This is a genomic window from Phenylobacterium sp. (assembly GCF_024508875.1).
Taxonomy (GTDB): Bacteria; Pseudomonadota; Alphaproteobacteria; order Caulobacterales; family Caulobacteraceae; genus Phenylobacterium.
This window is the reverse complement of record NZ_JANINU010000035.1, coordinates 24,838-40,885: the sequence shown is the minus strand read 5'-3', so window position 1 is coordinate 40,885 and position 16,048 is coordinate 24,838. Positions and strand designations below refer to the sequence as shown.

Sequence of the window (16,048 nt, the reverse complement as noted above, 5' to 3'; positions counted from 1 at the left end):
CCGACAGCGGACCTCCCGAACTTCGCCTAAGAGTCACGACCGGTCCCTTGCCTGGCGAGTTGGTTCCCCCGTTGACCGCGCTCGTTCGTTTGCCTCTCGCAGCGCCCGCGCCAACGCGAGCCGCTCCGTATCCGGCGGCCGAAGGCTCCTGACGAACGTCTCCACCTCGGCGCCCAGCGCTCGATCGGCAGCATCCTGCGACGACTGAAGCAGCTTAGCCTGCGCGAGGTAGAGACGGCGGATCCGCATCTGGCCGTCTGCAATGCGGCAATCCCATGCCGAGGCGCTCGCCTGCCCCGCAAACGCCAACTGAGCTGCATCCCGAAGCTTCTCGCTTGCAACCCAACCAATGCGCCCCCTCCCCTGTTCATGCCGCTCCCGAAGCTGGCGGATCGCGGGGCGCTCGGCCTTGCGCGTAACGCCCCGGGCCCGCCTGGGAGTCGCCTCGGCGTCGACGCCTCGATCGCGCAACGCCCGTGCGAAATCCTGTCGCCACCCCGCGAGGTTGGCCTTCTTTGGATGTAGCCGCGTCCCATCATCCGCCAGGGCCCGGACGGTCAGATGCACGTGCGGGTGCGGCGTATCGATATGTAGGGCCAAGAGGTACTCGTGGCGCTCAGCGAACGTCTCGAGGGCAAAGGCGCGGGCCGCGTCTCGCAGCTTCAGCGGATCCGTACCCGCCGGCATCGACAGGATGAGGCTGACGCTGAACGGCGAGGTCTCCCGTCGGCGGCTGTCCATCAGCGCCGCTGCCGACCAATCCCGGGCCGTGTCGGCGACCTGTTGTCGACCCTCAATGGCGCAGCCGTCGCGGTCTTCAGCCGACAGCTCTCCGTTGCGGGTAACGTAGCTGAGATGCGCCGCCAGGTGAGCCGGATCGCGGGTGCGTCCGGTGACCTTCACCATCACCTCCGTCGCGCGCCGGACAATCCGCTGCAGACGGGCCCGCACCGCGCTCGCGTGGCCAGATGCCGACAGGACCTCCTCCGGCCGGCGCCGCCGCGGGCGGACGGGCGGCCGCCAGACGTCCTCGAACCCCGGCACCGTCCGGAACTCGCTCACAGGTCGGCCGCCCAATACGCCAGGTTGCCGGCGAAGGCCTCGCCAAGCCCCGCCATATGCGCGCAGAGCTCACGCCGCAGGTCCTCGATCGCGCCCAGTTCCGTGTCGAGGACGCGCCCCTCCATCACCGCCGTATTCAGGGCGCGGGCGATCTGGTTGACGTTCACGCCGATGCGCCGGACCTCGCCGTGGATGGCGATCAACGCGAGCTCGTCCGGCCGCGCAAAGCGCGGCGCGCCGGACGCGTGACGCCGGACCAGCGCCGCGACCCAGGTTGCCGGCGGCAGGCTCAGGCCCGCCGCCTGATCGGTCACGTGGCGCGCCTCCGGCGCCGCGAGCCGCACCATCAACCGCAGGGCATCTCGCCGCCCCGAGGCCTTGGACGCCACAGCCGGGCCGGCTGCTGCGGCGCCTTCCACGAGCCGCCGCAGCAGCGCCGAGCGCCCGCCCACCGCGCGCGCCGCCGAGTCGAAGCCGCTCGCCAGCTCGTCGGAAACGCGCGTGCTGAGCACCGGCGCCATAGGGGCTCCTGTCTACAAAGCTGCCGGCAAGGCTATCCTGCCCTAGACCGTCGCCTTGCAGATTGGCCCCTCCCCTCGGCCGTCACGAGGGCGCAAGGGTACGCCCCTGCGCCGGCCACCCGCCGCGCCGCAGGCGCGCCCCAGCCGGGCCAATTCAACCGGCGGTGGGGTGGTGGTTTCGGCAGCGCCGTGCTTCGCTCCGGCCATGGCCTTCGAACGGCGGGCGCGCTAGGCGACAGCGATGTGCAACCTCTACGCCATGATGCGCACCCGCGCCGAAGTCGCCGCCGTGGCGCGCGCGATGACCGACCGCAACAACAACCAGCCGCCGCAGACGGGCATCTATCCCGACTATTCGGCGCCCGTGGTCATCAACGGCGCGGACGGCGCCCGGGAGATGCGGAACCTGCGTTGGGGCATGCCGACCTCGTCCCAAGCGCTGTACGAGGCGGCCACCCGCCGGGCCGACAAGCTGCGGGCGAAGGGCAAGCCCATCGACTTCAACGAACTGCTGAAGATGGAGCCCGACAAGGGCGTGACCAACGTCCGCAACACGTCCAGCCGGCACTGGAAGGCCTGGCTCGAGCCGGCGCACCGTTGCCTCGTCCCCCTGACGTCTTTCGCAGAACCTGACCAGGTCGGCGGCTCGCTGCGCAACATCTGGTTCGCGCTCAGCGACGCGCGCCCGCTCGCCTTCTTCGCCGGCGTCTGGACGCCCCACAGCTGCGTGCGAAAGATCAGCGTCGGCTGGGAGGACTGCGAGGTCTACGGCTTCCTGACCACCGATGCGAACGCCGAGGTCGCGGCCTATCATTCGAAGGCCATGCCGGTGATCCTCACCGACCCGGCGGACTGGGACCTCTGGATGAGCGACGCCTCCTGGGATGCGGTCAAGCACCTGCAGCGGCCTCTGCCGGACGGGACGCTGAAGGTCGTCAACGAAGGGGTGAAGGGAGACGAAATCGTCCCCGCCTGATCGCGCCGCCGCTGCCCATGCACACGGCCAGGCCCATTGGCCGTTGCGGGCGCTGACGCTCGCCTGCGTGCTGCTCGCGCTGATGTGCCTGGCGCTCGCGCTGGCCTGGGAGCGCAAGGCCCGGGAAGCGGCCTGCTATCGCGAGGCGCTCGCCCAGGGCGAGACCCCGGCGGTCGCCGACACCGACTGCGGCGGCTGAACGGCGACGATCACCCTGGCCAGGTCCAGGGTGCGTCGTAGAGGTGCGGGAAGACCGCGATCTCGCGGCTGCCGCAGCCCCCGTCCCCGCCGCAGGCCAAGCGTTCGACCAGGGCGGCGATCCGCAGCCGCGGCCGATCGCCGAAGCGCTCGAGCAGCTGCGGCGGCGTCCACTCCACCAGCCGCGCGCAGCCCTTGCAGCAGATCGCCAGCGACCACCCCTTCGCCAGGTAGGTCTCGACGGTGTCGTCGCCGACCTGACCGACGTGGAAACGCTCCAGCGCGGCCTTCGGCGGGGGCTTGAGGGTCGAGGTCATGGCGCGCCCTTCAGATCCACACCCGCACCCGCCCTTCCGCGCCGCAGCCGCGGCACCGGGCCCGGCGGCGGATGTCCATGGGCGTGGCGTCGGCGCCGCAGCGCGCCTTGGCGTCGGCGGCCGTCAGCGTCGCCAGGTGGTCGCAAGCCTCGCATTGGATCTTCAGCGTCTGACCCTGGTCGAGGGAGCGATGCAGGTTCTGGAACATGGTCATGGCGGCCGCCTAGTGGAAGTCGCGGCTGCGGATCAGCCGGCCATCCACCCGCGAGCGCGCGACGACCGCCTTCTGGTCGTCGCGCAGCTCCGACAGCCGGCCGGTGAGGTCGACGAAGTCCGCCGCCACCAGGTGGATCACGTCGCCGGCCCGCTGGACTTGGCCCTGCACGATCAGGAACGCCGCGCTCATCACCGTGCGCCGGTGTTTTTCGAAGGTGTCCCTCCACACCACCACGTTGGCGATGCCGGTCTCGTCCTCGAGCGTCATGAAGACCACGCCCTTGGCCGTGCCCGGCCGCTGCCGCACGGTGACGAGCCCGGCCACGCTCAGCCGCCGGCGGTCGCGTGCGTGGCTCAGCGCCGAGCACGGCACGACCTGGCGGGACGCGAGCGCCTCCCGGAAGAACGCCACAGGGTGGCCCTTCAGGGACAGGCTGGTCGTCCGGTAGTCCTCCGCCACGTGCTGGCTGTCCGACATGAAGGGCAGCTGCACCTGCTCCTCCTTCTGCCGCTGGCGCAGCAGCAGCGGCGCCTTGGCGTCGGCGTCCCACTCCCCGGCCAAGCCCTTCACCGCCCAGAGCGCCTGGCGCCGGTCGAGCCCCTGACTGCGGAAGGCGTCGGCCTCCGCGAGCAGCTCCAGGCCGCGGCGGGACACCCCGCCGCTGCGGGCCAGGTCCAGCGGCGTCATCGGCAGGCCCTCCGCCCGCGCCGCTGCCAGCGCCTCGGCCTCGGCCTTCTTGAAACCGTTGATCTGCCGTAGGCCCAGCCGCACCGGCCGGTAGGGCACGCGCGGATCGTCGGCCGGTTCGCGCAGGGTGTTCCAGTCGCTGAAGGCCACGTCCGGCGGACGAACCTCGACCCCGTGCTCGCGCGCGTCGCGCACCAGCTGTGACGGCTGGTAGAAGCCCATCGGCTGGGCGTTGAGCAGCGACATCAGGAAGACGTCCGGGTGCTTCCACTTCACCCAGGCCGAGGCGTAGACGAGCAGCGCGAAGCTGATCGCGTGGCTCTCCGGGAAGCCGTACGACCCGAACCCCTCGATCTGGTGGAAGCAGCGCAGCGCGAACTCTTCCGGATACCCACGCCTGGTCAGCCCCTCCACGAACCGGGCTCCATAGACGCCGACGCTGCCGTAGTGGCGGAAGGTCGCCATCGAACGCCGCAATCCGTCGGCGTCGTTCTCCGAGAACTTCGCCGCCTCGATGGCGATGCGCATCGCCTGCTCCTGGAACAGCGGCACGCCCATCGTCTTCCCCAGGATCGCCTCGAGCTCGTTCGCCGGCCCGTGGTCCGGATGCGGTGACGGATATTCCACCGGGTCCGTCCCTTCCCGCCGCCGCAGGTAGGGATGCACCATGTCGCCCTGGATCGGTCCCGGCCGCACGATCGCCACCTCGATGACCAGGTCGTAGAACCGACGCGGCTTCATCCGCGGCAGCATCGACATCTGGGCGCGGCTCTCCACCTGGAAGACGCCCATGGAGTCGGCCTTGCACAGCATGTCGTAGACCCCGGGCTCCTCCTGCGGAATCTCGGCGATGTCCGCCATGCCGAGCGTGACGAGGCATTCCTTCAGCGCGGTCAGCATGCCCAGCGCGAGCACGTCGACCTTCATCAGGCCGAGCGCGTCGATGTCGTCCTTGTCCCATTCGATGAAGGTGCGGTCCGGCATCGCCGCGTTGCCGATCGGGACCGTCTCGTCGAGCCGCCGCTTCGTGAGCACATAGCCACCGACATGCTGCGACAAGTGGCGGGGGAAGCCCAGCAGCTGCTGGGCCAAGGTCGTGGCCCGGACGATCTCCGGAGCCGTCGGATCGAGCCCGGCCTGGCGGATGTGGCCCTCCGGGATCTCGTCGCCCCAGCTGCCCCAGACGGTGCCCGCGAGCGCGGCGGTGATGTCCTCGGTGAGGCCCAGCGCCTTGCCCACTTCCCGGATCGCCATCCGCGGCCGGTAGTGGATCACCGTCGCCACGATCGCGGCGCGCTCGCGGCCGTAGCGCCGGTAGATGTACTGCATCACCTCCTCGCGCCGCTCATGTTCGAAGTCGACGTCGATGTCGGGCGGCTCGCCGCGGCTCTCGGAGATGAAGCGCGAGAACAGCAGGTCCTGGTCGGGCTTGGTCGGATCCACCGCGGTGACGCCGAGGCAGAAGCAGACACACGAGTTGGCGGCCGACCCGCGGCCCTGACACAGGATGCCTTCCGACCGCGCCCAACGGACGATGTCGTGGACGGTCAGGAAGTAGTTCGGGAAATCGAGCCGCTCGATCAAGTCGAGCTCCTTCTCGATGGTCGCCCGCACGTGGTCGGGGACACCGTTCGGGAAGCGCCAGGCGGCGCCTTCCCACGCGAGGTCCCGCAGGTGCTCGATGGCGGTCTTGCCCGGCGCCACCGGCTCGTCCGGGTACTCGTACTTCAGCTGGCCGAGGTCGAAGTCGATCCGCTCGGCCACCTCCATCGACCGCTCCACGAGGCCCGGGAAGTTCGCGAACAGGCGCGCCATCTCGTCCGGCGTCTTCAGGTGCCGCTCGGCGTTGGCCTGCAGGCGCAGCCCCGCGTCGTGGACCGTCCGCCCCTCGCGGATGCAGGTCAGGATGTCCTGCAGCGGTCGCCGCTCCGGCCCGTGGTAGAGCACGTCGTTGGTGGCCACGAGCGGCACGCGCACGTCGCGCCCCAGTTGCGCGAGCCGGCTGAGACGATTGAGATCGCGAGGTCCGTAGCGCCGGGTGGCGGCCAGCCATAGGTCCGGCACGGCGCGGGCGAGCCGGGCGAGCTGACCCGCGAACACCTCGTCCAGCCGGTCCGGCGGCAGGGCCAGGACCAGCTGGCCCTCGGCGGCGTCCACGAAGTCCTCCCACAGCAGTCGGCAGGCCCCCTTCTCGGACCGCAGCTGGCCGACGGTCAGCAGGCGCGTCAGCCGGCCGTAGGCTTCGCGGTCGGTGGGATAGACCAGCAGCTCGGGCGTGGCGTCCGCGAAGACCAGGCGGCAGCCGGTCAACGCCCGGATCCTCTGACCGCCCTCCTCCCGCAGCTTGCGCGCCTCCGACCAGGCGCGCACCACGCCCGCCAGGGTGTTGCGGTCGCAGACGCCCACGGCCTCCAGCCCGAGGGCCGCGGCGCCGATCACCAGCTCGCCGGGATGCGACGCCCCGCGCAGGAACGAGAAGTTCGAGGCGGCCTGCAGCTCGGCGTAGCGGGTCACGGCCGCGCCTCCGGCGGCGGCGTCGGCCCGGCGCTGTCGCCCCGGCTGCCGTAGAAGTGGGCCATGCCGGTGAAGTGGAAGGCGGTGGTGTCCAGGCCCTGCAGGGCGACGTTCAGCGCCTGCCAATCGCGCCCGAACGGCCGGCACCGCGACTGCAGATGGCGCAGCGCCAACGCGTACGGTCGCAGCGCCTCGAAGGCACCGGCGACCACCGCGCGGTCGCGCAGGTCGCAGGCGTCTTCGAGCGGCGCCTTCGGGCCGTAGAAGTGCGGCCGCCGCGTGAAGTGGAAGGCGGCGGTCTGCAGGCTGTCCAGCGCGATGTCGAGCGCGCTGCCGTCGCGCGTGAAATAGCCGACCGCCGCCTGCAGGCCCCAGAGCGCGCGCACATAGGGGCGCAACGCCTCGAAGTCGCGCGCGGCCGCGTCGGGCGAGCCCAGGCCGGCGTAGGTCCGGTGCACCATCAGCGCGGACCTGCGCGATCCAGGCGTGCGTCGTCGGGCGGCCGCGAGGCCGCTGGGCGGGACTGCCAAGGTTCCATAGGACCGAACAAAAACAGAACATCGACGAAATGGCGAGTCCTATCTGGCGGTTCCCGGCTCGCCGAACCGGGGAGTCCGGCGATGGCTCCGGCTTGGGGAGCCATCGCCGCGGGCCTCAGTTGACGGTCCGGCTGCGGGACCAGACCAGGCTGTAGCCCTCCTCCGCGTCCACCAGGTTCGCGTAGATCGGCGCCGGGAAGCTGGGATCGTCGAGCTTCACCGAGAGGTAGTCGCGGTTCTCGCGCGAGGTCTTCTTCCACGCCGCCCCGAACTCGGTGCCGCCGGCGAAGATCCGGTAGTCGGGGGCGTTGTCGCTCTCCTTGTCGACGGGCCGCAGCTGGGCCTGCTTGACGTTGAGGCTGAGGGTCTTGATCGAGCCGCTGTAGGAGCCGTCGCCGCCCTTGGTGAAGGTGCCGATGGTCGCCATGGGAAGTCTCCTGTTCTGGTCGGACCGCGCCTGCCGCGGCCTCGATGGCGACTAGGAGTCGAGGTCATCAGGGCCCGCCGCAGCCGACAGGCCCGCAGCGCAGCGGAGGACGGCGAGCGCGCCGGCTTTCTTGCCTCGCGAGGAATGGGCGCAGCCCAGGGGAAGAAAGCCGGCGCCGCCGTTGCGACGGGATCGGACCTTGACCCTGTCCAGCCCCGAGAGGCCGCGCAGGCCGGCCGCACACCCAGGACCGCCCCAGCGACCTCGCGCCCACCGGCGACGCCCCTGCCCCGCCCGATCCAGACCCACCACGACGTCAAGGGGCCCGTGCCCGCGCCATGAGCACGACCGCCCGACCCGCCGCCCTCGCGGAGCCACCCCTCGAACGGCCAGGGACGCCCCTCCCGCGCGCCACGCCCGCGCACCTCCATCGGCTCAAGCTCGGCCGGGACCGGCCGCCCGGCAACGGCTCCGCCGTCCACCGCTGACGCTCAGGGCCTGCGGCTGCCCGGCGTCCTCACCTCCCGGCCCCGAGACCGCCATCGGAGCCGCGGCTGGCGCGGCCCCACGAGAGGAGCCATCCCATGACCACGATCGGAACTTTCAGCCAGGCCGAGGACGGCAGCTTCCACGGCGCCATCCGGACGCTGACCCTCAACGTGAAGGCGGTCACGATCCGGCCCATCGAGCGCACTGGCGACAAGGCGCCCGACCACCGCGTCCTCGCCGGCCCCACCGACATCGGCGCCGCCTGGACCGTCACGCGCCCGGGAAAGCCGCCCTGCCTCTCCGTCCGCATCGACGAGCCGAGCCTCCCCGCGCCGCTCAATGCCCTCCTCGTCGAAGCCAACGGCGCGCACCAACTCCGCTGGTCCCGCCGGCCCTAGCCCTACCCGACCTGCGGCCCCGTCTCGACGGGGCCGCAGATGACTCTTGGCAGACGTTCGGGATGTCCGTTCAGCGGCGAACGGCATGCAGACAATTTCGACTAATCTTTGGGTGTTAGAGCGCCGCTGATTGCATCTGGGTCCCGGCATCACGCCTATTCGCTAACCAACCACTTGCCGACAGCTGCGCCGCCTCGTTTCACGTAATCGAGGCTGAACGCCATGAGGTCGGTGAGATGGCCATCGACTGCACCTTTGGAAATCCCAGGCTGAACGCCGTAAATATCGAACAGCAGCTTGTCGGCCGGCGTGTTCAACAGGATGGCGCGCGCCTGATCCATATCGCCGACGATGAAGCGCGACGGCCTGTTATGGCGGCCGGGGTTGATACGATGCTCGATGTGAGCGCAGAGCGTGTTGGCGTCGCAGTAGACGACGGACTTCAAAAGTTGGCAGGTCACTTCGTAGACGTCGTCTACCCGCGTCCCGCTGGGTGCACCGCCCGCGCCTTTGCAGTGGTAGAGCGATACGCGATAGCGATCGTCTGCTTCTCGCTTTAGTGCGATGAAGTCCGCAGCTTCGCCCGTGCGATGGTCATACAGGAGCACTTCGATCCCATCTTCAAGTTGAAGCTGATCTTCTAGATGGCGATGCACAGTCTTCCGCTCAGGGTCGGCATAGTCGAACTCTCGACCGATATCGCAGCCGGTCCAGTCGAACGGTACGACGTCGCCATCCTCGAGCCTGGTAGCAACGAGCGCGGGGGCGGGAAACGCGTTCATCCCTTCGAACGCTGACTTATCCGCCGCGTAGAAGATCGGCGCGTGCAGTGACAGCCACGCCGCTAGTTCCATCCAGTCGTCCAGCGAGCTCGACACCTCGACTTCCCAAATCGGATCGCGAAGTCTGAAGAGCTGGCCGCCTGCGATTGAGAATGCGAAGGGCAGGGCCTGTTGCTCAGAAACGATGTCGAACGAAAGCTCTTGCCCATTCACCGCGAAACCGGCCAGCTCAAGGTCGGTAATCTGAACATAGGTCCAGTTGCCACCACCGCGCCGGAACCGAACCCGGGGCGCTTGTCGGTACGCGGTCTTATGCCAACTTCCTCCTATGATGAGGGCGGGCAGACGGCGCAGCGTTCGTGAATGCTGCACCAAGTCGAGCTGCGAGGCCGAAATCGTGTCGTCGCCATTAATCCGACCGTTTAGCTTCGTGATCCAGTCGAGGTATTCGGAGACGGTAAGGCGCTGATTGCTCCAGATGCGCGAGTTGCCGCTCGCGCCTATGGTCACGCGCCGGTCAGAACCTTCTTCGACACCGCTGCCGAAGTAGTGACCTTGCATATACGCCCGCCCATCTCCCGGCGTGACAGCACGCTCAGCGTGAGGTCCGGTCAGCATGCGATAGGACTCGCCCTGCGAGTTGATCGCCGTATTGCGGAGACCAACAGCGTAGAAACGCATGTCCGAGAGGCCGGCGCGCGCCCGTTGGGTGGCCTCATAGCTGATCGGTCGGTGGTGATCCGGAGCGACGGTCTGGATTAGCTCCACATAGAGGCGATCCGTGCGTCGCGTTGATCCGATGAAGCACAGGCGGGTCGCGGCATTGTAAGCTAGCAGGAAGGCGTCGTGCCGGACGTTAACGAGGACATCGGACGTCGCCCAATTCGGTGGTTCGTGATCGACGGTGAGAAGCAGCGTGATCAGACCGTCATCGGAAATCCACTGCTTCGCGAGCTTCAGTTTCCGACCAACAATCGCGCCAAATTTATTGAAATCCGGCTCTGCATCGCACTCGAAGATGCGTGCGTGGGCGTAGAGTTCGAGTGATAGCGGCGAGACAGCGTCGTAATCGGATTCCGCCTGAACCTTAGTCTTCAGAATATCGAGGATCGCGCGATCAACAGCGCCGTCAGCGATCTGCCGTTGAGCGGCGTCGTCGATGAGCTGCGCAATATCGACCCCTTCTTGAAACAATCTCGAGGTCGCGTCACGCAGGCGACTAACAGGAGCGATCAAGGTGGCATCGCCGGTGTTTTCGCCGTTCGTTCTAGCAAAGCGCCCGATGAACTGGAGCGTCGGCACCAACGAACGGTGCGGCGCGTGAAGTGCGGCAACCTTTAGTTTCGGGAAATCGTAGCCCTCGCCGAACATATCAACACAGACGACACCGTCGAGCTGACCACCGAGCAAAGCCTCTTCGACCTGATCCTGTCGGCGCTTCGAAACACTGCTGTCGATCGCGGCCACCTGGGCCCCAAGCGCCGTGTAGACATCAACGAGGGCCCTTGCGGCTGTGATCGAAGACGCCCGTGCGAAGAGACGATGATCCAGCCCCGCCTCACGGTCTGCTCGGAGTTGCGCAATTGCTGCGGCAGCGATCGCGCGGTCAATTTCGTCCTCATCCTGGTCATTTCGGACAACTGCTGGACGAAAGCTCACTTTCCCGAAAGCTTGCTCGCGGGAGGCTCTTGAAACTGGGTAGGTGTAGGCGAGACGACCCGGGATCGCCTTTTTGTCGCGGCGAAACGGCGTGGCTGTCAGGAACACGAACCGAGCATGGGGGTAATGCTCGATATAGGCTTTCCAAGTGTCAGCGGGGGCATGATGCGCCTCATCGAAAACGATGAGGTCGAACAAGTCTGGGCCGCTTTTCGGTTCGTTGACGGGGGAGGTGCTGGCAGGCGTGGAGACAACCACATCAAATGCCTCCAGTGCACGCCATTCTTCGTCGGTGGCAGGTCGCCCCTTCTGGCCCTGCACGGCCGGGGCATCTAGTCCCTCCTTCAAGACGTGCAGCTTCTTAAGGGTCGAAAGGGCACCAAAGTGGGCTGCAGTCTGCCTGCGCAGAACGTCCGTGGGCTCCACAACGAGTAGGCGACGTGCGCCCAGGATGAAGGGCAACGCCATGATAACAGCCGTCTTGCCGTAGCCAGTTGGAAGGGAAACGACAGCGGGCTCGTCGTAGACCGAGAAGTGCGAAACAACAGCATGGAGGGCGCCAAGCTGTCCTGGCCTAAAGCCAGTGTTGGGCGCTGTAAGTGCTTGCAGCGCGAGCGCACCACTATGGTCCCGGAAGAACTCGGGCATTCGACGCCTCCCCCCATTGAAGCGAGAGAATTTCAGCACCTCTACGAAAAGGTTTCTAGGGGGCATTGCGCAACCCCAGGTCGCGGGCCGACGTGCTCCACCTGGCGTGCTGCACGCGCCTCCCGCGAGCCTCGCTTCGCTGCGGCCGTTTCACGCGAAGCCTCTGCGTTCGCCAAATGGCAGGGGCCGGTCCTCCAAGCCTATCGCGCTAGAGCGGCCCACCCAATGTCTGACCTGGGTTCGGTAGCGGAACAGCCCGGCAAGGTGCTCGACGTCGGCTTTCGGCGGGTGGCCCAATGTTCGCAACTGGCGCCCAGCGGCCCTAGGTCTCCGGCTCACCCCGCTTGCCAAACAGAATTTCCGACACGCGCCCGCCGTCGATGCCGAAGCGGCGGCCGATCTCCCGCTGCGGCATGTTTGGGTGCAGGCGGGCGAACCGTTGGACGCGAGCCGCGATCGCCATGTCGACTGGACGAGCCCGAGGCGACGCGCGGCGCCCATGATACTGACGCTTGGTTTCTTCGGCGAGTTGCGCCAGTTCCGGAAGTCCGTGCTCGATCGCGAGTTCATGGAGGCGAGAACGGATTTCAGGGATCGTGCGGCTCATCGTGCTTTCAGTTGCTGTTGCGGGCACGGCGGAGCTGGTGAGCTCAAGGCTCAGCTTCAATAGCGAAGTTCGAAGAACAGGGTGCGACAGATTGCGCGGGGGAGGGAATGTCCACTTCTGGACCTGGCCACAACTTCCGCTGCTGGCGCGAGGGCGAAGTGCTTGTCAGTATTGTCGCGTTGAACAAGCGCTATTTTAGGAAGCCGGAGCAGTTGGCGGCAAACTCCGCCTTCTCCGCAGCAAAGATTGCGTCCCACTCCGGCTGCCTCTTCGCGCTCGCTTCCTGGCACGCCTGTGTTGGCTCCGCTGGCGGACCTCCGAACGTGTATGCGTCGCACTCAATTGGCGAGGGCGGGCGCCTCGCGGATTCCGCTGCCGTCATCGCCGTGAGATCTTCAGCGATAGAGCTTGGCGCTCTGCCTGCGCCGTCAGCCATTTGATAGGCGACTGCCGCAGCACTGATCTTTACCCGTTTGGCTTGGTCTATGAGCGGCTGGCTCGCTTGGTAGGTAACCTCATCGGCGAGCCAGAGGCAGCGCACAGCGCTGGCATAGCTCGCTTTCGGACGGTCAGCGCTTTCTGCCTTAGTCACGGGTCGGTCGCACGCGCTCAGCGTGGCCGAGGTGACAGCCGCGACGACGCATCGGACGAACTTACTCGTCATAGCCAGTCCCCCACTGACTTAACCAGCCTTCAGACACTTCCCTTTAGTGATCAGCAGGATATGCGGGGTCGTCCAAGTCGCGGTGTAAGCGTATTGCGTCTCCCCAGTCTGCAGTCGATCTGTGTAGGCTACCGCTACTTCGCCAGCGCGAAGCTGAAAGCCCAGGCCAGTATTTCTCTTATCCCCAGTGAACTCGAACTTGCGCGGCTTCCCGCCAACGGTTCCCGTGAGTTTGAAGGTGTCGAAGCTGATGCCCATCGCGGGCTCGACCGGAATCTTATTCATACTGTCAGAGAGCCTGTAGGCTTCGCTGGGCTTGCAGGTGTAGGTGTCTGCTGAAGCTGCAGTCGCGACCGCGAACGTGCTCACGGCACACAGGATCACTCTAGTTTGCATTGCCACCCCCTCCGGCGAGGCGAAACTTTAGTCGGTGGCGGGCCGCCGGCGCAATGCATCTGTCGCCGGTCGTGCCCGTCGAGCGCGCGCTTGATCTCGCCGACAATCACGTCGCCTCGGGAGAAGGCCCACCGAGCCAGCAGAACTCTGGCGGATCGGGACAAGGGTCGACAGCAAGCTGCGCCCTTTCATTCGGCACGTCGAGAGGTAGGTCCGCTTCCCGTATTGATCCGGATGTCTCCTCTCGGCGCCGAGCTGACAACGGCAGACGACTGCGCGGGAACACACCATTGCTCCAGCTGCCGAACCGCTCACAGTCCGTCGCCAAGCTGGCGGCGCTCAGCTGTCTTCGCACGAATGTGATGATCGCCGACGCGCCCGGCGCGCTGTCGCGGCCGCCGCGCCTGCTCTCCGGCAGGCCGACGAGGGCTGGGACGAGTTTTGACGTGGCTGGCCGCTAAGCTCGCGCGCGTTCCAGCAGGGCGCGGGCCCGCGGCGAGCGTGGTGGGGTGAATGTCCGCTCTCGGATCTGATCCCAAAGTCCGCTCCTGGCGCTGGGCTGTCGTTACCCACTGACCGAGTTGGCCGCGGAGCGCGCCTCCTCGCTTAGCCGCGTCGAGCGTTGCAACGGACCTTGACTGTGCACGTTGACGATGGAGCGACAGAGATCGCGTGGGGAGCGAACGGATGGATCCTGGGGAGCGGCCGGACGGCGACCTGCCGTTCCGACAGGTGGCGCAGCACCTCCCGACGCCCTGCTGGATCTCGGACGCCACCGGCCGGATCATCTGGGTGAACGACGCCTGGCTGGCCTACGTCGGGAAGGATCCAGAAGACCTGGACCGGGAGGGACTTGCCGTCATCCACGATCCCACGGCCTTGCCGGAGGTCCGCCGCCGGTGGGCGGCCGCGCGCGCGGCCGAGGAACCGGACGAGATGGTCTTCCCGCTGAAGGGGCGAGACGGGGCGTTCCGGCCGTTCCTCACGCGTGTGGTGCCCATTCGCGACGGGGCGGGCCGCGTCTGGCGCTGGTTTGGGACGAACACGGACATCAGCCGCCAGACCCAGGCCGAGATGCGCGTCCGCCAGACCGAGGCGGAACTCCGGGAGAACGAGGCTCGGCTGCGGCTCGCGACGGAGGTGGCCGGCGTAGGTGTGTGGGAGTGGCGGCTAGACAGCAACAAGATGATCTATTCGCCGCAGGCCCGGGCGATCTGCGGCTTCGACCCTGAAGGCGTCGTGACCTATGACATGGTCGTGGCCGCCACCCATCCGGAGGATTTCCCACGGACGTCCGCGCAGGCCGCGCGGGCGCTCGATCCCGCCGTCCGCGACCGCTCGCCCTATGAATACCGTATCGTTCGGCCGGACAAGGAAGTGCGCTGGGTCGCGGCCGTCGGCGAGGCCGTGTTCGAGACAGGGCTGGAAGGACGGCCGGAGGCGACCCGCTATGTCGGGACCCTGATCGACGTGACGGCTCGCAAGCTTGCCAACGACGAGATCCGTGAGTCCGAGCACCAGCTGCAGATCGCGCTGCGCGCGGGCCGGATGGCGGCATGGCGCATCACCCCGGACGGCGTGATCGAACCCAGTCCCGATCTGAACCGGCTGATCGGCCTGGCGCCTGATGCGCGCCCCACGATGGAGGACCTGACGCCCAACTATCTACCCGGCGAACTCGACCGCATCGCCGAGGCCGCAGCGGCGGCGAGGGATCGCGGCGAGCGCCATTTCGAGGTCGAGTACCGGTATCGTCGCGCCGACGGGGAAGTCCGCTGGTTCAACACACGGGCCGAAGCCCTCGTGGATGAAGCTGGCGAGGCCGCCGGCGTCGTCGGGATTGCGATGGACGTCACCGACAAGAAGCTGAGCGAAGAACGGGTGCGGTTCCTCGCTCGTGAGGTCGACCACCGCGCCAACAACCTGATGACGGTGGTGGAGAGCATCATCGCCCTCAGCCGTGGCGCGGATGAACAGGAGCTGCGGGACGTTCTGCGGGGACGCGTGCACGCGCTCGCGCGGACGCATCAGTTGCTCGCGGAGTCGCGTTGGGCCGGCGCGGACCTGCGGCGCCTGGCGAGCGAAGAACTTGCGCCCTTCAGCCTCGGCGAGTCCACGCCGCGCGTGCGGATCGAGGGCCCTGAGCTTCTGCTGAGCCCGGCCAACGCCCAGGCCGTCGCGATGGTGTTGCATGAACTCGCCACCAACGCCGCCAAGTACGGCGCGCTGTCCTGCGAGCGCGGAGAGGTGACCGTGGTTTGGACCGTGGAGCCGGCAGGCGCCCGAATCCGCTGGACGGAGACGGGAGGGCCGCCTGTGTCGGCGCCGACGCGCCGAGGCTTCGGGACCAGCGTCATTGAACGGGCGCTGGACGGGCCCGCAGCGGGCCAAGTGTGCGTTGATTGGCGAGCGGAGGGCGTGGCCTGCGAACTCTTGTTGCCGCAGCCTTGAACGCGTTTCGCGCACCGGAACCAAGGTGGCGCTGTCAAGTTGATGATCCGGAGGCCGGCATGTCCCATTCATCGCAGTCAGGTCTCATCCCCCAGGTGGGCGGCCTCGATGCTGGGGCGCGCGCGGAGAGATATCTGGCTTTGGCGCAAGACAGGGCTCTGGCCGCTGCCGAGGAGTCCGTCCCCAGCCGCCGCGCCAGCCTGCTCGAAGCGGCGAGGGAGTTAAGCGCCAAAGCTCATCGAGAGCTGGGTTCGGGCCTCGACTGATCGGCTCCTGGACGGGCGAGCGTCCGTCGATACGGCGCACTACCTCCCGAGTTCAGACGAAGGTCCGCTTCCGGTTCGAGCTGAAGCTCCGCAACGGGCGCCGGGCAGCCACCGAGCTTAATCTGACCGCGAAGTTGGCTGAGGGGGCTTCGCGACCAACCGAAGCGCAGGAACGGCAAATCGGCGCGCAAGCGTCCCATCGCGAAGGTAGATTTCGACCTGTGCGCCTT

The 16,048-nt window shown here is 67.5% G+C and carries 14 protein-coding genes; 4 read left to right on the top strand and 10 right to left on the bottom strand.

Annotated features, from left to right (window positions below; translation table 11 throughout):
• Nucleotides 1-33 precede the first annotated feature (33 nt).
• Nucleotides 34-1,062 (bottom strand): relaxase/mobilization nuclease domain-containing protein, encoded by a 1,029-nt coding sequence (locus tag Q0L11_RS03785; RefSeq protein WP_296595517.1) that lies wholly within the window; start codon nt 1,060-1,062, stop codon nt 34-36.
• Nucleotides 1,059-1,583, bottom strand: coding sequence for a plasmid mobilization relaxosome protein MobC (gene mobC, locus Q0L11_RS03780; RefSeq protein WP_296595516.1), 525 nt, complete (start codon nt 1,581-1,583; stop codon nt 1,059-1,061). Before mobC ends, Q0L11_RS03785 begins: the two co-directional genes overlap by 4 nt.
• Nucleotides 1,584-1,824: 241 nt before the next feature.
• Here mobC and Q0L11_RS03775 point away from each other — a divergent pair, with 241 nt between their 5' ends.
• Complete coding sequence (locus tag Q0L11_RS03775; protein ID WP_296595515.1) at nt 1,825-2,559, top strand: SOS response-associated peptidase; 735 nt, start codon at nt 1,825-1,827, stop codon at nt 2,557-2,559.
• A 43-nt stretch (nt 2,560-2,602) separates the two neighbouring features.
• Nucleotides 2,603-2,758 carry a hypothetical protein gene (locus Q0L11_RS03770; RefSeq protein ID WP_296595514.1) on the top strand — a complete coding sequence of 52 codons (156 nt, stop codon included), beginning with the start codon at nt 2,603-2,605 and terminating at the stop codon, nt 2,756-2,758.
• Between the two features lie 10 nt (nt 2,759-2,768).
• Here Q0L11_RS03770 and Q0L11_RS03765 read toward each other — a convergent pair whose 3' ends face one another.
• The 5 genes from Q0L11_RS03765 to Q0L11_RS03745 form a co-directional block, all read right to left on the bottom strand.
• Nucleotides 2,769-3,074 carry a hypothetical protein gene (locus tag Q0L11_RS03765; protein ID WP_296595513.1) on the bottom strand — a complete coding sequence of 102 codons (306 nt, stop codon included), beginning with the start codon at nt 3,072-3,074 and terminating at the stop codon, nt 2,769-2,771.
• A gap of 10 nt (nt 3,075-3,084) precedes the next feature.
• Entirely contained in the window at nt 3,085-3,288 is a 204-nt protein-coding gene (locus tag Q0L11_RS03760; protein ID WP_296595512.1) for a hypothetical protein, read from the bottom strand.
• Nucleotides 3,289-3,297: 9 nt separating this feature from the next.
• Nucleotides 3,298-6,492, bottom strand: coding sequence for an error-prone DNA polymerase (locus Q0L11_RS03755; RefSeq protein ID WP_296595511.1), 3,195 nt, complete (start codon nt 6,490-6,492; stop codon nt 3,298-3,300).
• Complete coding sequence (locus Q0L11_RS03750; protein WP_296595510.1) at nt 6,489-6,953, bottom strand: hypothetical protein; 465 nt, start codon at nt 6,951-6,953, stop codon at nt 6,489-6,491. Before Q0L11_RS03750 ends, Q0L11_RS03755 begins: the two co-directional genes overlap by 4 nt.
• Before the next feature lie 193 nt (nt 6,954-7,146).
• Nucleotides 7,147-7,458: a DUF736 domain-containing protein gene (locus Q0L11_RS03745; RefSeq protein ID WP_296595509.1), complete on the bottom strand. Its 312-nt coding sequence runs from the start codon at nt 7,456-7,458 to the stop codon at nt 7,147-7,149.
• 584 nt (nt 7,459-8,042) lie between these two features.
• Here Q0L11_RS03745 and Q0L11_RS03740 point away from each other — a divergent pair.
• On the top strand, nt 8,043-8,345 hold the full coding sequence (locus Q0L11_RS03740; RefSeq protein WP_296595508.1) for a DUF736 family protein: 303 nt from the start codon (nt 8,043-8,045) through the stop codon (nt 8,343-8,345).
• A gap of 155 nt (nt 8,346-8,500) precedes the next feature.
• Here the strand turns inward: Q0L11_RS03740 and Q0L11_RS03735 are convergent, their stop codons facing one another.
• The 3 genes from Q0L11_RS03735 to Q0L11_RS03725 form a co-directional block, all read right to left on the bottom strand.
• Nucleotides 8,501-11,434: a DEAD/DEAH box helicase family protein gene (locus Q0L11_RS03735; RefSeq protein WP_296595507.1), complete on the bottom strand. Its 2,934-nt coding sequence runs from the start codon at nt 11,432-11,434 to the stop codon at nt 8,501-8,503.
• Nucleotides 11,435-11,756: 322 nt separating this feature from the next.
• Entirely contained in the window at nt 11,757-12,041 is a 285-nt protein-coding gene (locus Q0L11_RS03730; protein WP_296595506.1) for a hypothetical protein, read from the bottom strand.
• Nucleotides 12,042-12,723: 682 nt separating this feature from the next.
• Nucleotides 12,724-13,074 carry a hypothetical protein gene (locus Q0L11_RS03725; protein WP_296595505.1) on the bottom strand — a complete coding sequence of 117 codons (351 nt, stop codon included), beginning with the start codon at nt 13,072-13,074 and terminating at the stop codon, nt 12,724-12,726.
• A gap of 714 nt (nt 13,075-13,788) precedes the next feature.
• On the opposite strand from Q0L11_RS03725, the gene Q0L11_RS03720 reads away from it, so the two are divergent.
• Nucleotides 13,789-15,552 (top strand): PAS domain-containing protein, encoded by a 1,764-nt coding sequence (locus Q0L11_RS03720; RefSeq protein WP_296595504.1) that lies wholly within the window; start codon nt 13,789-13,791, stop codon nt 15,550-15,552.
• Nucleotides 15,553-16,048 lie beyond the last annotated feature (496 nt).